12 protein-coding genes and 2 pseudogenes are annotated in these 20,351 nt (G+C 43.2%); 12 read left to right on the plus strand and 2 right to left on the minus strand.

What is annotated here, in order from left to right:
- Positions 1-34: 34 nt before the first annotated feature.
- The 7 genes and pseudogenes from ACMAZD_RS02470 (at position 35) to ACMAZD_RS02500 (ending at position 9,716) form a co-directional block, all read left to right on the plus strand.
- Positions 35-559, plus strand: a complete 525-nt coding sequence (locus ACMAZD_RS02470) for a phosphatase PAP2 family protein (protein ID WP_435248436.1) — start codon at positions 35-37, stop codon at positions 557-559.
- Between the two features lie 94 nt (positions 560-653).
- Positions 654-1,710, plus strand: a pseudogene (locus tag ACMAZD_RS02475) (MJ1255/VC2487 family glycosyltransferase).
- A gap of 366 nt (positions 1,711-2,076) precedes the next feature.
- On the plus strand, positions 2,077-3,015 hold the full coding sequence (gene leuO, locus ACMAZD_RS02480; RefSeq protein ID WP_435248437.1) for a transcriptional regulator LeuO: 939 nt from the start codon (positions 2,077-2,079) through the stop codon (positions 3,013-3,015).
- A 201-nt stretch (positions 3,016-3,216) separates the two neighbouring features.
- Positions 3,217-5,025, plus strand: coding sequence for an AMP-dependent synthetase/ligase (locus ACMAZD_RS02485; protein ID WP_435248438.1), 1,809 nt, complete (start codon positions 3,217-3,219; stop codon positions 5,023-5,025).
- 459 nt (positions 5,026-5,484) lie between these two features.
- The gene (locus tag ACMAZD_RS02490; protein ID WP_435248439.1) at positions 5,485-7,224 is read left to right on the plus strand and encodes an acetolactate synthase 3 large subunit; all 1,740 of its coding nucleotides are present in this window, start codon (positions 5,485-5,487) and stop codon (positions 7,222-7,224) included.
- A gap of 1 nt (position 7,225) precedes the next feature.
- Positions 7,226-7,720, plus strand: coding sequence for an acetolactate synthase small subunit (gene ilvN / locus ACMAZD_RS02495; RefSeq protein ID WP_004735875.1), 495 nt, complete (start codon positions 7,226-7,228; stop codon positions 7,718-7,720).
- 112 nt (positions 7,721-7,832) lie between these two features.
- A pseudogene (locus ACMAZD_RS02500) lies at positions 7,833-9,716 on the plus strand (diguanylate cyclase).
- Positions 9,717-10,333: 617 nt separating this feature from the next.
- Here the strand turns inward: ACMAZD_RS02500 and ACMAZD_RS02505 are convergent.
- Positions 10,334-10,957, minus strand: a complete 624-nt coding sequence (locus ACMAZD_RS02505) for a GntR family transcriptional regulator (RefSeq protein WP_435249315.1) — start codon at positions 10,955-10,957, stop codon at positions 10,334-10,336.
- Positions 10,958-11,185: 228 nt separating this feature from the next.
- Positions 11,186-12,598 carry a pyruvate kinase PykF gene (gene pykF, locus ACMAZD_RS02510; protein WP_017104457.1) on the minus strand — a complete coding sequence of 471 codons (1,413 nt, stop codon included), beginning with the start codon at positions 12,596-12,598 and terminating at the stop codon, positions 11,186-11,188.
- 429 nt (positions 12,599-13,027) lie between these two features.
- Here pykF and ACMAZD_RS02515 point away from each other — a divergent pair, with 429 nt between their 5' ends.
- From ACMAZD_RS02515 to ACMAZD_RS02535, 5 genes are all read left to right on the plus strand, one after another.
- A complete protein-coding gene (locus ACMAZD_RS02515; protein WP_004736011.1) occupies positions 13,028-13,798 on the plus strand; it encodes a DeoR/GlpR family DNA-binding transcription regulator in 771 nt (256 codons plus the stop codon).
- A 107-nt stretch (positions 13,799-13,905) separates the two neighbouring features.
- Positions 13,906-15,738 carry a glutamine--fructose-6-phosphate transaminase (isomerizing) gene (gene glmS / locus ACMAZD_RS02520; RefSeq protein ID WP_435248440.1) on the plus strand — a complete coding sequence of 611 codons (1,833 nt, stop codon included), beginning with the start codon at positions 13,906-13,908 and terminating at the stop codon, positions 15,736-15,738.
- 135 nt (positions 15,739-15,873) lie between these two features.
- On the plus strand, positions 15,874-16,695 hold the full coding sequence (locus ACMAZD_RS02525) for a TnsA endonuclease N-terminal domain-containing protein (RefSeq protein WP_435248441.1): 822 nt from the start codon (positions 15,874-15,876) through the stop codon (positions 16,693-16,695).
- Positions 16,685-18,766, plus strand: coding sequence for a Mu transposase C-terminal domain-containing protein (locus ACMAZD_RS02530; RefSeq protein ID WP_016786886.1), 2,082 nt, complete (start codon positions 16,685-16,687; stop codon positions 18,764-18,766). Before ACMAZD_RS02525 ends, ACMAZD_RS02530 begins: the two co-directional genes overlap by 11 nt.
- Positions 18,759-20,342 (plus strand): ATP-binding protein, encoded by a 1,584-nt coding sequence (locus tag ACMAZD_RS02535; RefSeq protein WP_435248442.1) that lies wholly within the window; start codon positions 18,759-18,761, stop codon positions 20,340-20,342. The genes ACMAZD_RS02530 and ACMAZD_RS02535 overlap by 8 nt, the downstream gene beginning before the upstream one ends.
- Positions 20,343-20,351 lie beyond the last annotated feature (9 nt).

Genomic DNA, 20,351 nt, shown 5'->3' on the forward strand with positions numbered 1-20,351 from the left:
GCCTTAACTGAATAAGGATTGTTAAGGAGATCGTATGCGTACTATCGAACCTATTGTCCGCTGGGATGTGGCATTTTCTGTTTTCTGTTTGAAGAACCGTTATAGCGGGCAACATGCAACACTGAGTAAAGCGGTGTCTCATACCGGGGATGGTCACCTATATGTGTTGATCGCTCTGATTGCGCTGTTAGCTGATGGTTATACAGGTCGTGAATTTTTAATGGTTGGTCTCGCCGCTTTTGCGATAGAGCTGCCGATTTATTGGTTAGCCAAGAACACCCTTAAGCGCCGTAGACCGGCTGAATTCTCTTCATTGCTTCACTCTCACATTGTGCCATCAGATAAATATAGCCTGCCTTCTGGGCATTCCGCTGCTGCATTTGTTATGGCGACTCTAATCGGACATTTCTATCCAAGTCTCTATCTTTTTAGCTTAATTTGGGCGACAGCGATTGCTGGCTCTCGAATCCTACTCGGTGTGCACTTTTTAACGGATGTCTTGATTGGTGCAGCGCTAGGTATAGCGTGCACAAACCTAGCCATTTACTTCATTTTATAGCGCTTAGTCGTATGGCTGTTTGTTCTGTTGTTGATATTAAAAAGGCACAGGCAAAGACAACCGATCTCGAATTGTTAATCTTCAAGGAACCTGAATGAAAATCTTATATGGCGTACAAGGTACTGGGAATGGTCACATCGCTCGTGCGAGAGCAATGGCTGTTGCTTTTCGCCAACATAATATTGATGTCGATTTTCTGTTTTCTGGACGGGATGAGAGTAAATACTTTTCCATGGAAGAATTTGGCAACTATCAAACTCGGCATGGACTCACCTTTTACAGTGAGCAAGGTAAGGTTAAATACTCCAAGACTTTCATCAAAAATAGTATATGGCGATTCCTTAAGGAAATGAAGAAGATCGATCTCACACCTTATGATTTGGTATTGAATGACTTCGAACCGGTAACCGCTTGGGCTGCCAAAAAACAAGGTGTCCCGTGTATTGGGATAAGCCACCAAAATGCATTCCGTTATGATGTACCTAAAGAAGGGGGGTAACTGGATTGAACATTCTGTTATTCAACATTTTGCGCCAACAGAGCATGCTATTGGTTTGCATTGGTACCACTTTGAACAGCCAATATTGCCACCTATCGTTCACACGCTCATTGGTGATCAGAAAACCAAAGCACCGCAAGATTTCACTTTGGTCTACTTACCGTTTGAAGATCTAGAGGCGATTTCAGAGCTTCTGATGAAGTCCATTTCTCACAACTTTGTCTGCTATCACCCGAATATTATTGAGCAAAGCCGAGTTGAAAATATTGAGTTCAAACCACTCAGTCATGCCGGCTTCCAATTCGACCTCAACCAGTGCTCTGGAGTGGTGGCTAATGGTGGTTTTGAATTGCCATCTGAAGCCTTAACCTTGGGGAAGAAGTTATTGCTTAAACCGCTTGAAGGACAGTTTGAACAGCAAAGTAATGTGGCCACGCTTGAGGCATTAGGGCTGGCCCAAACCATGAGCTTTTTGGATGCGGCGACGTTACGTGAGTGGCTTAACGAAAAACAGGCTGAGGTGGTCACTTACCCAGACGTCGCCAGTGCGATTGCAGAGTGGGTATTAGCGGGAAATTGGTCGAATCAGGAAGACTTAAGAAAGCAACTTTGGGACAAGGTTGATTTTCCAAGTTATGCATCGCTCACCTAACTCATAAGTATTGCTTCTGAATTGACTGGGTGAACAATTCACAGGTTCAATAAATTGTAACAAATGTAACCAAACGATAGAACAGCTAAATAAGTCGAAATGAAAATCATAATTGTCGCTTTTTATGTTTTTTTATAACTCTGTAAGCGGTTGATTTTAAGTCGTTATTTAATCATTAAGGTAAAATAAAATTATTCTTTATCAATCTTGTTGGTAGCGTGCGAATTATTGGTTAATAGTAGTGGTAATCCGAAAAGCATCGGTCTGATAAATATAAGAATTAGTGGTTATCTATTCCCATACCATTACCAATTTAACGCTGTCGAACCGACAAGAGGCAACTTGAATGTTAGAGAAAAAGACGCAATGAGTGCAATTGCAAGCTACAGAATGGAAAGCACACTTCGTGGAGTCGACCTAAATCTTTTGACTGTATTTGATGCAGTTATGCAAGAGCAGAACATTACGCGTGCAGCTCATAATCTGGGTATGTCTCAGCCAGCGGTAAGTAACGCTGTTGCTCGTCTAAAAGTGATGTTCAACGACGAACTATTCATGCGCCAAGGTCGTGGTATTCAGCCGACTCAACGTGCTCGTCAGTTGTTTGGTCCAATCCGCCAAGCTCTACAATTAGTACGCAACGAACTACCAAGTTCTGTGTTCTCTCCTGAGTCTTCTTCTCGCTTGTTTAAACTTGCGATTTGCAGCCCATGTGACATGCGTTTTGCTCCTAAGATCATGTCGACAATCAACGACCAAGCACCGAGTGTAAAATTGCACATGGACGCTGAGTTTGATCGTCAACTTTCTGAGCGTATGCGTTACCAAGAAATCGACTTCGTGATTGATTACGCTCGCTTTGATGAGCAAGGCTTCTCAAGCACTGAGATCTTCCAAGACGAGTTGGTTGTGGTTGCTTCTGCTTCTCACTCTCGCATCAATGGCGAAGTTTCAGCTGCTGAGCTGCTCAACGAAAAGCACGCAAAACTGTCTCGTATCCATGGTCAGCGTAGTTTCTCTGAGCAAGCGTACCGTGATCTAGATTGCACGCCTTTCTACGAAGGGACGAGCTTAAGCAATGTACTTTACGTTGTTGGTCAATCTGAGCTTGTAACGGTTGCACCTCGTTGGATGGTTGAGCATGCAGCGAACAAAGATCAGCTTCAGATTCTAGATTTCCCATTCGATAATGCGGCAATTTCTGGCTTCCTAAGCTGGCACGAATCAAGTGAAAAGGATAAAGGACACATTTGGTTACGAGATCAGTTAATGATGATCTGTGGCGAAGTCGTGGCGCTTAACTAAGCACTAATCCCTATGATTTGTAAGCCCTAAGCTGGGACTCTGGCTTAGGGCTTTTTTGTACCTGCTATTTTTGTTGATAGAAAACTTAGCGTGAGACGTACTATTACTTATAACTTTGAGCTTCATCAGTTGCCTTTTCCATGAGCAGAGGTACACTTGTGCGCTCAAAAAAGCTTACAGGTGTAAGCCAAAGGTAAAGAGATGGCCAATTTAGATTTTCATATCGTAAAAAGACTTCGTGACCAGATTGCCCAAGGTGGCAGCCGTACAGCTTTGAAATACAAAGTAGACGATGTATGGCAAGGTATTAGCTGGGAAAAATTTGGACAGCAAATCGATACGCTTTCATTAGCACTGTTGGCTCAAGGATTGAGAGTTCAAGATAAGATCGGTATCTATTCCAATAATATGCCTCAGTGGACTGTGGCAGATTGTGCATCTCTACAAGCTCGTCTTGTGACAGTACCGATTTATCCAACGAACACCGCTGCACAGTCTTCTTACATTATCCAGAATGCGGATGTGAAGATCTTATTTGTTGGTGAACAAGCTCAGTTTGATGCTGCTGTTAACATCTTCGAAGAGTGTGAACAGCTTAAAAGCATCGTTGCTATGTCTGCTGACATCGATACTCAAGAGCACAGTTTTGCTGTGTCTTGGCAAGATTTTATGGCGCGTGGTGTTGAAGCTCAACAAGCTGAACTTGATGCTCGTCTTGCAGCTGCAAGCATGGACGATCTACTAACCCTCATCTATACCTCTGGTACTACAGGCCAGCCGAAAGGCGTAATGCTTGATTACACCAATATTGGCTATCAACTAGAAGGCCACGATGAGCGTCTTAGCCTGACTAAAGACGATGTCTCATTGTGTTTTCTTCCGTTATCACATGTATTTGAGCGTGCTTGGACTTTCTATGTCCTTTATAAAGGCGCAACCAACTGCTATCTGCAAGACACCATGCAAGTTCGTGATGCGTTGAGCGACGTTAAACCTACGGTTATGTCTGCGGTTCCTCGCTTCTACGAGAAGATTTTCTCAGCGATTCACGAGAAGGTATCTAAAGCACCGTTTATTCGTAAAGTGCTCTTTACTTGGGCTGTGAACATGGGGGCTAAGCTCTCGGTTTGTCACCAAGAAGGTCGTACACCATCGTTAATGCTGAAGAAGAGCCATGCGCTAGCCGATAAGCTTGTGCTCTCTAAACTACGCGCATTGCTAGGCGGTAACATTAACTTCATGCCATGTGGTGGCGCGAAGCTGGATGAAACCATTGGTCGCTTCTTCCATGCTATCGGTATCAACGTAAAACTTGGCTACGGCATGACGGAAACAACGGCGACAGTATCATGCTGGGATGATCGTTGTTTTAATCCTGATTCAATTGGTATGTCGATGCCAGGTGCAGAAGTGAAAATTGGTGCGAAGAACGAGATTCTTGTTCGTGGCCCAATGGTAATGCGAGGCTACTACAAGATGCCAGAAGAGACTGCTAAGACTTTTGATGAGCACGGCTTCCTGAAAACTGGTGATGCAGGTCATTTTGATGAAAATGGAAACCTGTTCATTACTGACCGTATCAAAGAGTTAATGAAAACCTCTGGCGGCAAGTACATTGCACCGCAAGTCGTGGAAGGCGCGATTGGTAAAGATCACTTTATCGAACAGATTGCCGTTATCGCTGATACGCGAAAATTCGTTTCTGCACTAATTGTTCCTTGTTATGACTCGCTAGAAGAGTACGCTAAAGAACTTAACATCAAGTATCACGACCGTGTTGAGCTTATTAAGCACCACCAAATAGTCGAGATGCTAGAGAAGCGCGTGAATGACCTGCAACAAGAGCTAGCGAAGTTTGAGCAAGTGAAGAAATTCAAGCTGTTACCAAAAGCGTTCTCTATGGATGATGGCGAGCTGACACCAACTCAGAAATTGCGTCGTAAGGTTATCAACGATAAGTATCAAGACGAAATCGAAGAAATGTACACTGAAAAGCCGAAAGATAAGTAGTTTTCTGCTTAGATAAATTTTTAGTTGTTTAAAAATCCCCCTACGAATGTGATTGCATTTTAGGGGGATTTTTTATGCCTACTGACACAGCACAATGTGCGAAAGCGCACATCAATAAGGGTGTAATTAATCGATAAACTGCAATTCATTTGAATATTTAACTCTTTTTTTGGGGTTCTGATTGGTTTTTAAATCTAAGTTTTGGTTTTGTCTTGGGTTTTATTTGATGCTTTCAGCTAATAGTTGGTTTTTTGACATGATTGTAGGATCTCTGGTGTTAGACCAGATGATAATAAAGCGTTAAAGTTGTTTCGTATTACTGTTTGTTGTTATCACGACAGACAGCCATAGCCGAAAAAGTGGAAGTATTTCGAATTAGGCTACGAATAAGCCCTAGACTATGTAAAACCAGCCCAACATGTTCACCCAATGTGATTGGAAACTGGTGAGGAGAGCAATATGACAACGAAACCTGAAACAGCCATGTTATCCGGCGCTGAGATGGTGGTGCAGTCTCTAATTGAAGAGGGTGTAGAACAGATCTTTGGTTACCCAGGTGGTTCTGTACTTGATATCTATGATGCCCTGCATGCAAAAACGGCTGAAATTAAACACGTATTAGTACGACATGAACAAGCCGCTACCCACATGGCAGATGGCTATACTCGTTCGACCGGTAAACCGGGTGTGGTACTTGTATGTTCTGGTCCGGGCGCGACCAATACCGTTACTGGTATTGCCACAGCCTATATGGACTCAATTCCAATGATTGTTATTTCTGGTAACGTACCAAATAGCCTGATTGGTAACGACGCTTTCCAAGAGTGTGACATCGTGGGTGTATCCCGTCCGATCGTTAAACACAGCTTCCTAGTGAAGAAAGCGGAAGATATCCCAGACGTTGTTAAAAAAGCATTCTATATTTCGACGACAGGACGTCCAGGTCCTGTCGTTATCGATTTGCCGAAAGATATTCTAAACCCACAAATCAAACTTCCTTATGAATACCCAGAAACGATCAAAATGCGTTCGTATAATCCAACGCTTACTGGGCATAAAGGACAGATCAAGAAGGCATTAAAGGCACTTCTTGAAGCGAAAAAACCGGTGCTTTACGTCGGTGGTGGTGCGATTATTTCTGAGGCAGATAAGCCATTGTTAAAATTGGCAGAAGCACTAAATTTACCCGTGGTAAGTACCCTGATGGGGCTTGGCGCTTTCCCTGGTACCCATAAAAACTCTTTGGGTATGTTGGGTATGCATGGTTTGTATGAAGCCAATATGGCGATGCACAATGCGGATTTGATCTTTGGTATCGGCGTACGTTTCGATGACCGTACCACCAACAACTTAGACAAGTACTGCCCTGATGCGAAGATCATGCACATTGATATCGACCCATCTTCTATCTCTAAAAACGTAAAAGTGGATCTTCCGATTGTAGGTTCAGCTGAGAAAGTACTAGAGAGCATGGTTAACCTGCTTGTTGAGCAAGGCGGCACCAATGACGCGCAAGCGATGGAAAGCTGGTGGAGCGAAATCAAGCAATGGCAAGAACGTGATTGCTTAGCGTATGACAAAACGTCTGAGCGCATTAAGCCACAACAAGTTATTGAAACACTTCATAAAGTAACCAATGGCGATGCCTATGTTGCTTCGGATGTTGGTCAACACCAAATGTTTGCTGCGTTGTACTATCCGTTCGATAAACCACGCCGTTGGATTAACTCTGGTGGCTTAGGCACGATGGGCTTTGGTCTACCTGCGGGTATGGGCGTTAAGTTTGCGAAACCTGATGAAGAAGTTGTGATTGTTACTGGTGACGGCAGTATTCAAATGAATATCCAAGAGCTGTCGACTGCGCTGCAATACAATATCCCCGTTAAGATTATTAACCTTAACAACCGTTTCTTAGGCATGGTAAAACAGTGGCAAGACATTGTTTATCAAGGTCGTCACTCTAACTCATATATGGACTCTGTTCCTGATTTCGCTGCGATTGCAGAGGCTTATGGCCACGTTGGCATGCGTATTTCATCTCCGGATGAGCTGGAATCAGGTTTGGAAAAAGCACTAGCGATGAAAGACCGTCTGGTATTTGTCGATATCAGTGTGGATGACACCGAGCACGTATACCCAATGCAGATTAAAGGCGAGGGTATGGATAACATGTGGCTAAGCAAAACGGAGAGAACATAATATGAGACACATCCTTTCACTATTAATGGAAAACCAACCAGGTGCACTTTCTCGAGTGGTTGGCTTGTTTTCTCAGCGTGGCTACAACATCGAGTCTTTGAATGTATCTCCTACGGATGATCCAACGCTTTCTCGTCTGAATGTCACTACTAACTCAAGCGAAATGCAGCTTGAGCAGATCCAAAAACAGCTACACAAACTGATCGACGTACTTAAAGTACAAGAAGTGTCTGAGCTTGAGCATATCGAGCGTGAACTTCTGATGGTAAAAGTACGTGCTAGCGGCTTTGCTCGTGCTGAAGTGAAACGCACAGCAGATATTTTCCGTGGTCAGATCGTTGATGTAACGGCTTCGCAATACACGGTGCAAATGGCCGGTACTAGCGAGAAGCTTGATGCTTTCATTCAAGCATTATCTGAGGTAACGGAAGTGCTTGAAGTAGCTCGAAGTGGTGTCGTTGGCATTGCTCGCGGTGAGCGCGCACTAAAAGCGTAAGTGATCGTTATTGGAAAAACAGTTTTAAAGCCGCTTTTTTAAGCGGCTTTTATTTTGTTCATTATTTAGAGTGCTATAATCCCGCGCTGCATTCCATTTACCTGAGTTAGCAATGAGAAATAAAAAAGCCATAATTACATTGCTGATTATCTCTGTCGCACTGTCTTCTGCTGTAGGTCTCTTTTACCTTCAACGCTACCAAGAAGTGAAACAGCAGAGCTTTGATGATGCTGCTAAGCAAGCTCTTCATCAATTGGTGTATGCCGAGCGAGACTACAATCTTTTAAAGGCTCAATTAGTTTCCGTGATGTAGCTACTCAGTCATAGCCAAAGCCTCGTCAACTTTGCAACTTCCCCGTCTGAACAAACTAAAGTCCTTCTCGAAGAGGTGTGGCAATCTGTTTTAGTTAATCAAAAATGGTACACCCAAATTCACTTGCTAGACCTTGCAGGCAAGGAATTAGTACGCGTGAACTACTCGTCAATGACGGGAGGCGTGACTTTACCGCAACAACTACAAGACAGATCGGGTTCTAGTTATTATCAGTTTGCACAAGAACTAGAAAGTGAAGAGATCGGCGGTTGGGGAATTGAACTTGAGACAGAACATGGTGAACTCTCTTACCCTTATGTTCCAGTATTACGTGTGTTTACACCGGTAGAAACGTCTGAAAAACGAGTCGGCTATCTTGTTATCAACCTTGATCTTTGGGGGCTCTCTTCACGCCTCAACTTTTCGCCTGATTACGACTTTAGAGCAGAAGTGGTTAATGAAGCGGGTTATTACATCGCGAGTAACAACAGCAGTAAGCTTTTCGGTGACTCTGTCCCTGAGAGGAAAGGCTTCAACCTAAAAAACATTGCCCCTAAGACGTGGGAGGCGATTTCTCGTGAACAAATGGGCTATGTTTTTGAAGATGGTAACTTGTTCGCGTTCAACACCGTCAGGCTCGCGAATAATCAAAAGATGTACCTTCTGATTCAACTCAATGAAAATCAGCTTCTTGATCGTGCCGAGCGCGATCTCAATGTTCTTGCTCATGAGGAGATCATCGTCCTCTTTACTGTTTTGATCTTTGCTTATCCGTTCGCTTATCTTGTGACTCACTATCGACGACGTAGCTTGGAAAGTAAGTTGGCGCGAGCTGCATTGAATGGCATGTCGGCGGTGATGATCTCTGACAAGCAGCATCGTGCCATGATGATTAATAACGAATTTGAAAACATAACAGGCTACAGTAAAAAACAAGTCATCGGACATAATGCCTTACAACTGCTGTTGGAAAATACCGAGCAGACACTCTCTAGCGATTCAATCTGGCTGCACCTAGAGCAAGAAGAGGTTTGGGAGGGGGAAGTGTTGTGTAAGAACAAACTTCGTATTCCTTTCACTGCGATTATGCGAGTTCATGCGGTCAAAAACAACTCGGGAAAAATCAGCTACTACATTACGTCACTGGTCGACATCTCGGTGAGAAAAGAGCTTGAAGTCCGTTTACGCGTGTTAAGCGAGCGAGACTCTTTGAGTAATCTCTGGAACCGTCGCAAGTTCGAAGAGCAGCTCGCTTACTATTCTCGTTTAGTTGAGCGTTATCCTAATGAAGCGACGACATGTTTAGCGTTAGTGGATATTGATAACTTTAAGCGAATCAATGACGAGCTTGGCCATGATGAAGGCGACCGTGTGATTGCTGGTGTTGCTAAGCTTTTGCAAGATAGCCTTCGCAGTACTGACTTTGTTGCTCGTGTTGGGGGAGAGGAGTTTGCATTACTGATGCCACACACGTCTCTGACAGAAGCGAAGCGCGTACTCGATCGCTTAAGAATAGAGATAGAGCTCGCCGCGGGGACAAAAATTACTGTCAGCGTCGGCTTCACTGATTTAACCAGTAACAGTACTCGTTCGTACAAATGTGCCGATGTGGGGCTTTACGAATCTAAATCCTCAGGTCGCAATACAGTGTCTTTGTGCCCAAGCCATGCTGATGTGGCTTAACCTTCAGCATTCAAACTTGTTGTGAATACCCATGAAACCTTCATTTCTCCTCTTCACTTATCTCAATTGAATGAGCAATTTAACTGCTCTCAGTATTGAATAACCCTGAAAATCTCACTTTGGAAAGATCCGTGTCACAAACATTAGCGAGTTAGACTAAAGTCTAATGTTGGCGATAATTTGAGCTAAACTGAACAATAAGTAAATGGCTGTACTTCAGATTTCATCGTATCAAATGGTGTAATAAATAGAGTGTTTACCAGTAGTATAAGGATGACACCGTTAACTTAATTCTATGGATTAGCTTGCTTTATCAATAGTTTGAAGCGGAGTCGTCGAATTAGGTTCGCTGGAGCAAGCATTTGGGGATCATACTGTCGAGTGAAAAGAGGCGTGGTATGTTTGTCGATTTTTTAGTGAGATTGACCATAGGCACATTAGCCATTCTTGGTTTTCAACTAAGTGCGTTATATTTTTTACCTATGGTGCTGTTACTCAATACTCATCACAAAGAGTTTTTTGGTTGGTAGTTATTAACGACTGTATCGTTTGAGTAACAGTAAAGCAAAATGGAGCCATTTGGCTCCGTTTTTATATGGTTAGAATCTATCTTGGCTTTATGCCGCTTCGATAACTTCTTCAATTCGTTTCATTGAGCTTAACAGGTGTTGATCCAGTAGCTCTGTCGCTTGATCGACATTTTTAGCCAGTACTAGTTTCATGATCATTTCGTGTTCATCGATATTGAACAGATCGCCTGTCACCGCTTCAGCCGACAGGACTAGGAAACGATAACGCTTAACTTGGTTGATCAAGTCATCAAAGAACTTAAACATGTTCTCCGAATCCGCGCCTTCAAGCAGTGATACATGGAACTGTTGGTGACGCTCTTCCCACTCTGCACAGTCAAACTCTTCTGCCACATATTTGATTTTAGACAGTTTATGGTAAGACGTCAGTACTTCTAATTCCCAGCTCTCATCGCCCGATGAAATGGCTTTTTTAAGCAGAACGGAAGAGACAACACGTAGGCTTTCGTACAAATCGTTAAGCTCTTTCTTTGATACCGGAGATACCCAGCAGCCTTTTTGTGGCTCTAGTTTTACGTACTTGCTCCAAGACAATTGTACTAAAGCTTCACGAATTGGCGATGCGCCCACGTTGTATCTACTTTTTAGATCAGCAACAACGAGTTTTTGGCCAGGGAGTAATTCACCATTTAGGATATCTTGGCGAATCATTTTCGATACTTTATCAGTGAGAGTAGGACTAGACATTACAAACCTCATGCATATATTTGATTTCTAGTCTGCTAATCCGTCTCTTAGAAAGAGTCAATTGGAATTTAACAGTACGTAGTTCTATTGTATCTTGATAATACAGCGTACTGAAAAGTTAGGCAAGATATTGTTTCATAAAAAAAGAGAGCCGAAGCCCTCTTTTATATTTTATTGCGTTGCTGTTCTCGATTATAGAACGTGAACAGACGCTGTGTTTGTAGTACCAGAAGCAACTAGAGCACCAGAAACCATAACTACGATGTCGCCTTTGTTACCTAGGCCAGATTGTAGAGCGATTTCTTTACCGTTGATGTAAAACGCGTCTGTGTTTTCGATAGAGTCAACAAGAACTGGCTTAACACCTTTAGTTAGAACTAGCTGTGCAGCTGTCTTTTCGTTAGTTGTTAGAGCAAGGATGTTTGCAGTTGGGAAGTACTTACGTACTGAACGTGCAGACTTACCGCCTTCAGTTGCAACAACGATTAGAGGAGCAGCTAGCTTCTCTGCTGTGTCTACCGCGCCTTTACATACTGCTTCAGTGATGCGTAGACGTGGGCTGTCTAGACGAGAACCTAGTTCAGCTTTAAGAGCTGAATCAGTGCGGTTCGCGATTTGAGCCATGATAGTAACAGCTTCAACTGGGTACTTACCTTTAGCCGTTTCACCAGAAAGCATTACTGCATCAGTACCATCCATGATTGCGTTCGCAACGTCACCCGCTTCTGCGCGAGTTGGACGTGGGTTGCTGATCATAGAATCAAGCATTTGAGTTGCAGTGATAACCATTTTACGTGCACGGTTACACTTCTCGATCATCATTTTCTGAGCGAAGATCACTTCTTCAGCTGGGATTTCAACACCTAGGTCACCACGAGCAACCATGATGCCGTCAGAAGCTTCAAGGATTGAATCGAAGTTATCTACACCTTCTTGGTTTTCAATCTTAGAAATGATGTGGATGTTTTCGCCGCCGTTAGCGTTTAGAAGCTCACGGATTTCTTTAACATCATCTTCTTTACGGATGAAAGAAGCAGCTACGAAATCAACGCCTTGCTCACAACCAAACTTAAGGTCAGCTTTGTCTTTCTCAGAAAGAGCTGGCAGTTGAACAGAAACGCCAGGAAGGTTAACACCTTTGTTTTCGCCTAGAGCACCGTTGTTAAGAACTTTACACTTAACTTCAGTTTCTGTTGTTGCGATAACTTCCATTTCGATTAGGCCGTCATCAACAAGGATAGTGTTACCTGCTGTTAGGTCTTTAGCGAAACCTAGGTAAGTTACTGCTACTACGTCTTTGTTACCAACAACTGTTGCGTCAGTAGTGAAAGTGAACTCTTGACCAGCTACTAGATCTACGTCGTTACCATCTTCAAGTTTGATAGTACGGATTTCAGGACCTTTAGTATCTAGAAGGATAGCAAGTTGCTCACCTTTGTTTTCCATTACTTTACGGAAGTTCGCGATACGAGTGCCGTGTTCTGCGAAATCACCGTGAGAGAAGTTAAGACGCATAACGTTCATGCCAGCATCTACTAGTTCAGTTAGCTTCTCTACAGATTCAGTTTTAGGGCCAATCGTACATACGATTTTGGTCTTTTTCATGGAAGGTACTCTCCGGTAAGTATTGTTACAATTTGAAATTTATTTAAGTTCTGAAGATTGGTCCGCTACATCAACATTTTGTGCCTGTTGAGTAAAAGCGCGGGACTTCCAATATGTCCTTCAGAGTTGTAACTCTTTCATCAATTTTAGTCATTTTATGACTAAAATGTTTTGATTCAGTATCGGTTTTCTGTGACTTGCACCAGGATATAGGGGGCAAGTTGCAAAAAAATAACAATCAGTTTTGTAATTTTTTTTCTTTTCGGGTGCGGATTCTACCACCTAATGAGTTCAATATCACTGCTTAACAATTGTCTTAGGACAAGGTTTCATCGCTATTTATTAATTTTTTGGATCAAAATAAATGGACTAAATAGTTTCGTTGTAATTATAATATGTTTCACTTCGAAACTTACTGGCCTTTTTTAAATGTCGAAACGAAACACCCAGCTCAGAAGACATGCAATTTCTAACCTAGTGAATGAAAAAGGGGAGGTTAGTGTTGATGAATTATCCGCTAAGTTCGAAACCTCAGAGGTCACTATTAGAAAGGACTTAGCGTCTTTAGAGAAAAACGGTCAGCTTTTACGCCGTTATGGTGGTGCTATTTCATTACCGAAAGAGGTTGTGAATGAAGAACTGGGTCCACAAGTTTCGACTCGAAAGATTTCATTAGCGAAAGCCGCTGCAGATTTAATTCGCGACCATAATCGTATTGTGATCGATAGCGGTAGCACGACAGGAGCGCTAATTCAGCAGCTCAACAGCAAGCGTGGTTTGGTTGTGATGACCAACTCGTTGCACGTTGCTAATGCACTTAATGAGTTGGAAAGCGAACCAACACTGCTAATGACCGGCGGCACTTGGGATACCCATTCGGATTCTTTTCAAGGCAAAGTCGCAGAATCAGTACTTCGAGCTTACGATTTTGATCAACTATTTATCGGGGCTGATGGTATCGACCTTGATAGAGGCACAACCACGTTCAATGAATTGGTTGGCCTAAGTAAAGTAATGGCTGAAGTGTCACGAGAAGTGATCGTGATGGTTGAGTCGGAAAAGGTGGGACGAAAGATCCCGAACTTAGAGCTGGCATGGGAACACATTGACATCTTAATTACCGATACAGACTTAGGCGAAGAATCCAAAGCAAGTATCGAATCACATGATGTTCGAGTGATCCTGACCGATCCAGCGTAAAAACAAATTTAAGTATTATGCATTTACCTTCCTATGATTGATCTTAATAAAGATCTGGCCTTTGCTTGCTGCCAATAGGAATAAAACGAAATTGATGGAGTGAAACTATGTGTGGAATTGTTGGTGCAGTAGCACAGCGTGATGTAGCCGAAATTTTAGTAGAAGGCCTTCGCCGCCTAGAATACCGAGGCTACGATTCAGCGGGTGTCGCTGTAGTTGATAGCGAATCTAACCTAACTCGTGTACGCCGCCTTGGTAAAGTACAAGAGCTAGCAGACGCAGTCGATCAGCAACATGTCATTGGCGGTACTGGTATCGCTCATACACGTTGGGCAACGCACGGTGAGCCGTCAGAAGCGAATGCACACCCACACATGTCTGGTGATATTGCTGTTGTACACAATGGTATTATCGAAAACCACGAAGCATTGCGTGCTCTTCTTCAAGAGCGTGGTTACGTGTTTACTTCACAAACGGATACTGAAGTTATCGCTCACTTAGTTGAATGGGAACTTCGTACTTCTGATTCATTGGTTGAAGCGCTTCAAAAGACAGCAAAACAATTAGACGGTGCATACGGTACAGTAGCGGTTGATCGTAAAGATCCTAGCCGTATCGTTGTTGCTCGTTCTGGTAGCCCAATCGTTATCGGTTTTGGTGTGGGCGAGAATTTCCTAGCATCTGACCAACTTGCGCTATTAAGCGTAACTCGTCGTTTCATGTACCTAGAAGAGGGGGATGTTGCTGAGGTTACTCGTCGTGATGTAACGGTATTTGATGTAGCCGGCGAGCGTGTTGAGCGTGACATCGTTGAATCAAACGCAGAGCACGATGCAGGTGATAAAGGTCAATACCGTCACTTCATGCAAAAAGAGATCTTTGAGCAACCAACAGCATTAATCAACACGATGGAAGGTCGTATCTCTGACACTTCTGTAATCACTAATGCAATCGGTGTTAAAGCGGAAGAGATCCTAAGCAAGGTTGAACACGTGCAGATCATCGCATGTGGAACGTCTTACAACTCAGGCATGGTAGCTCGTTACTGGTTTGAATCTCTAGCAGGCGTAAGCTGTGACGTAGAGATTGCTTCTGAATTCCGTTACCGTGATTTCGTTGTTCGTCCAAATAGCTTGCTTGTGACGCTTTCTCAATCTGGTGAGACGGCAGATACGCTAGCAGCACTTCGTCTTGCAAAAGAGAAAGGTTACATGTCAGCAATGACCATCTGTAACGTTGCCGGTTCTTCACTGGTTCGTGAATCTGATTTTGCCTTCATGACTCGCGCAGGAACTGAAATCGGTGTTGCTTCAACTAAAGCCTTCACAACACAGTTAGCGGCTATGCTGATGATGGTAACTTCAATTGGTCGTCTACAGGGTCGAATCAATGAAGAGAAAGAAGCTGAAATTGTTCAAGCACTGCATCAACTGCCTTCTGATATTGAGAAAGCACTCGTATTCGATAAAGAGATCGAAGCGCTAGCACCTGATTTTGCAGATAAGCACCACACATTGTTCCTAGGTCGTGGTGAGTTCTACCCAATCGCAATGGAAGCGTCTCTTAAGCTGAAAGAGATCTCTTACATTCACGCAGAAGCATACGCGGCTGGTGAGCTTAAGCACGGTCCTTTGGCTCTTATCGATGCAGATATGCCAGTCGTCGTTATTGCACCTAGCAATGACCTGCTAGAGAAGCTGAAATCAAACGTTGAAGAGGTGCGTGCTCGTGGTGGTCTACTTTACGTATTCGCTGATCAAGATGCCGGCTTTGAAAGCGATGAGAACATGAAGATCATCAAAATGCCTCACGTAAGTGAAGTAACGGCGCCTATCTACTACACAGTACCGATGCAGCTGTTGTCTTACCACGTAGCGCTAATCAAAGGTACCGACGTTGACCAACCTCGTAACCTAGCGAAAGCGGTAACGGTTGAGTAATCGTCAGCTTATCTAACAGAGCATATGTCGGCAGACAATAAAGTTTGATCAGTTACAATAAAGTCTGATCATATACAATAAAGATTGATCGTTTTTTAACCTCCTGCTAAGTTTAGCTTAGTCGGAGGTTTTTTTATGTCAGATGCAGATAAGCCGCTTAATAAGAAAGACCAAAAGCGTTTAGATGAAAAACGAGGCGAAGGGGCGGGAAAAGATTACGTTCCCTTTATTAAAATGGGAGAGTTCAGTAGCTCTGGCGAAAGCGTTCGTGTTAAAAGTTCCACAGTTGGCCGCATACATCACTTCTTCTCTGGAAATGAGCTTGCGGCATTTTTGGTGTTCGATTGGTGCAACGAGGTCGTCGATATTCGAGAGCAGTTCCCAATCCCTCTTATTGACTCTTTAATTATTTGCCGCCAGCTAGGTATTCGCCATCCACAGGAAAAGGGTGAACTTAAGGTAGTAACAACGGACTTACTCATCGATTTTACCGATGGCTTTCAGTTAGCTATCCCCGTAAAACCCGCCCTAAAGCTTGATGAAAAACGCATTGTCGAAAAGCTTCAAATAGAAAAAGCATATTGGGAAAGCCTACAAGTTCCTTGCCCCATTTTCACAGATCAAGAAGTCTCAAACGAACTCAAAATGAACTTGAAGTGGTTAAAGCCACTCATTGACATAGACATCGAAGCCGAATATCCATTCTCCAAGCAAGATGTCATTGATCTTGCTATTAGATTAGCTAAGCAACCAAAAGCTTATGTCGCTCGATATTGTGCAAAATTGGATGACCAATACCAATTAGAGGAAGGTACTCATATCGGAGTATTTCGCTATGGTATCGCCAATCAATATTTAAAAGCATCACTAGAAATTCCGTTTACGCAGTGGAAGTGTGAAGATGTCGAGCTCTTAACTAGCGATAGCACAGGTTTGGAGGTAGGCAATGCTTCTTAATCAAGTCTATCAATACAAAGATTCAAACGAGCGAATACGTGTTGTGTTCGAAACGATAGAGTTTATTTGGTTGATTAATATCGATGATGATTCAGCTTGGCCCATATTTAAATCTATCTCTGAGTTGCAAGAACTCGTCGCTAGCCAAGCAATACAGGGTATCAGTGAACCTTTTATTTTCTCTCATGTTGAATTAGGCAGTGCACAAGCTCTCAAGAGAGACGACGCTTATTCCTTACTCAACATATTATTGAAAGACCACTGTGAACTTTTTGATAAGGCGTCACGGAATCATCGAATTAGAAGCGCAGTAGAAGAAACTGGCAAACCACGAATTTACTTCATTCGTCAACTGCGTCGATATTGGCAACGAGGAATGACACCAAACGCATTGTTACCTGACTATCATAAGTCTGGTGGTAGGGGTAAAGCTAGGCGCGATGTAGCTAATAAACTCGGTCGAAGGCGGACAAGGGCTGAAGGCGTGGGTACTATCATTACCGATGACGTTGCCGAGATTTTCAGCCTTGCTATTGATGGCTTCTTTCTTCAAAACGATAAGTTCTCTATAAAAGATGCCAAAGATAAAGCTATTGGCTTGTATAAATCCCGTTTTCCAGATTCTGATAAAACATCCATACCAACGCTTCGTCAGTTTCGATATTTCTATGAATCTAACTACAAAAAGCATGATGTAGTTAGACGAAGAACGCCATCTAAAACTTACGACAAAGATATTCGAGCGTTAACGAGCACGTCAGCCTTTATGAATATTGGTCCAGGAGGCCGATATGAGATTGATGCGACGATTGCTGACCTGTATTTAGTTTCGGAAAAAGACCCGAATAAAATCATTGGTAGACCTGTAGTTTACGTAGTTAAAGATGTGTTTAGCCGAATGGTTACAGGGCTTTACGTTGGGTTAGAAAACCCGTCTTGGGTCGCTGCGATGATGGCGATGTCTAACGCGTTTCTTGATAAAACAGAATACTGTCGTAGTTATGGAATAGATATCGATTCAAGTATATGGCCTTCCGTTGGAATTCCCGCTTCTATCATGGCGGATAAAGGTGAGCTTTTACATAGGCAAGCTGATGTACTCGTTAATGCCTTCAACATCCAACTGAGTAACTCGCGTTCCTATCGAGGAGATGATAAAGGAGGTGTAGAGCGTTATTTCAATACACTTCAAACAAAGTTCAGACCCTATATCGGTGGTATTGTAGAGCCAGTCAACGGCAAGAAACGCTTGGGACGCCGGTATGAGCTAGACGCAGAATTAACCTTGCATGCATTCACTGAAACCGTGATTCACATCATTATCAACTACAACACTAGGAATGTAGTTAAAGATTATGATTTTGCCGAAGATATGCCTGATGACTTACCCGCAGTCCCCGTTCAGCTTTGGAATTGGGGAATCAAAAATCGAACTGGAAAATTGAGACCATGCAGTAAAAATATGGTTGAGGTGAACTTGTTACCTACTGAAAAAGGAACAGTATCTGAGGTAGGTATTGGTTTCAAAGGGCTGAAATACACTTGCCATGAAGCAATAGCTGAAGGTTGGTTTGACCGATTTAAGCATACAAGACCAAAGAAAGTTGAGGTGGCTTTTGACCCGCGCCGAACCGATGTCGTTTACCTGAGACCCGATAATAGCTATCAATCTTATTGGATATGTGAGCTTTCAGATCGTAGCCGTCGATACAAAGGAATGAGTTTTGTGGATGCTGCGGGCATTCTCAAGTCTTCTAAAGTCGCAGAGGCGTCAGCGAATCAAGATAAGGATTTCGAGGCTCCTGACCTACAGGAAACGATGGAGAGTATCGCCAAACGAGAGCGTGATAAAAAGGCAAGTTTGCCTAAATTAACAGACTCACTAAGATTGACTGGAATTAAGGGGAATCGAGATGAAGAGAGGGAGCTTGAGCGAGACAATACCTCTGTTAATCTCAAGCCTGAGTCAAAGCAAAGTAGTGCTGAAATCATTGATATTCAAACTGGTCACAATTCGGAAAGCATTGAATACCCGTCACTGGATGATTTTTTAGGAGATGACGATGATTAAGATTCACCATGCGGAATACGCTGACCCTGAAATCGAAGATTACCGAGATCAGCCTTTGATCAATGCACTACCTTTATTGAACTCGCCTCAGAATACGGCCAAAGAGCTAAATCGTTATCCTAAAGTACGAGACTCCGAAAAAACCTTACCTGGGTACATCCGTCGCCATGCGATGATGCGAATACTCGATGGTTTTCTATACCCGACAAAAGCTCATCTTCAACTAGAACAGATGATTTCAGGGATGATTCGCCGAGGATATCTAGGGCGAAACATCGCATCGATTGACTACCAGCGTAATCTTTTAGATGTCGACAATGTCGATTTTTCTGCGGCATCGAGGAATGCGGGTAGTGCAGCATTGGCAACAACTGTTATTGGGTGTTCTGGCACAGGTAAAACTACCGCTGTTCAGGCAATACTAGATTCATATAAGCATCAAGCTATTTATCACCCAGAATATCAGCATACGCAGTTGGTATGGCTAAAGATTGATTGCCCTCATGATGGTTCGGCAAAGAGCCTATGTATCCACTTTTTTCGAGCGGTAGACGATGCTATTGGAAGCGACTATGAAATGCTCTACGTGAAGTCGAGATCATCCGCAGAGTCTATGTTGGGTGACATAGCTAGAGTATGCGCTCTTCATTCTATTGGTATCTTGGTCATAGACGAAATTCAACACCTTAATGCCGCACGTTCCGGTGGTGCGACCAAACTACTTAATTTCTTCGTTACGCTCACTAACGTAATCAAAATACCAGTGTTGTTCATTGGAACCCCAAACGCTCTCGAACTTTTTTCACCTACGATGAGGTCTGCTCGCCGTGCTGCGCAGTTTGGTAATTTAAATTGGAATCGATTTGAGCACCTATCAAATACAGCCAATGAAAGTGAATGGGACCGCTTTTTCAATAGGATGTGGAAATTGCAGTGGTTTCAATCACCGACACCGATTACTACACCAATGAAGGATTTGTTTTGGGAACTCACTCAAGGAATTGCTCATGTAGCGGTTTCATTGTTTTACCTTTGCCAAGCGAGATCGGTAGTTGCAGGAAAAGAAGTGATTACACTCAAGTTAGTTAAGGATGTCTTTAATGAAGAGTTGTCGATCATTCATCCGATGATCAGAGCGCTCCAAAGCGGTCGCAAAGCAGAAATAGTCAAGTATGCTGACTTGGATCTGCCTGCCGATACAATCCGTATTATCGGTCAGGTTGGCGACAAGCAACAAGAGGAGCAGGAAAGTATAGATGAGCTCCCTAATGACAAGCGAGTTGAACTCACCGATATGCTAATTCGCATGGGATTAGGTGATGATGTCGCTAAGTTAGCGGCGCAGCAAGCTATCGATGAAAAGCCTCATGAAGATTTGTTTGGGTTGGTTGCCCACATAAAATCGCTAGAGGATAAGCCAGTAGCCGAGAGCAAGCCCACAAAATCAAAGATTACTAAACTAGAACCTTGCTATGTTGACAACGATCTCCGGTTACTAAGAAGCGATGAGCCAATGTCGACATATCGCCATTTGAAAAATGAGGGGATGATTCTGGATATCACGCCTTACCTGTAATTCATAGAG

Source organism: Vibrio sp. nBUS_14 (genome assembly GCF_051201655.1).
GTDB lineage: Bacteria > Pseudomonadota > Gammaproteobacteria > Enterobacterales > Vibrionaceae > Vibrio.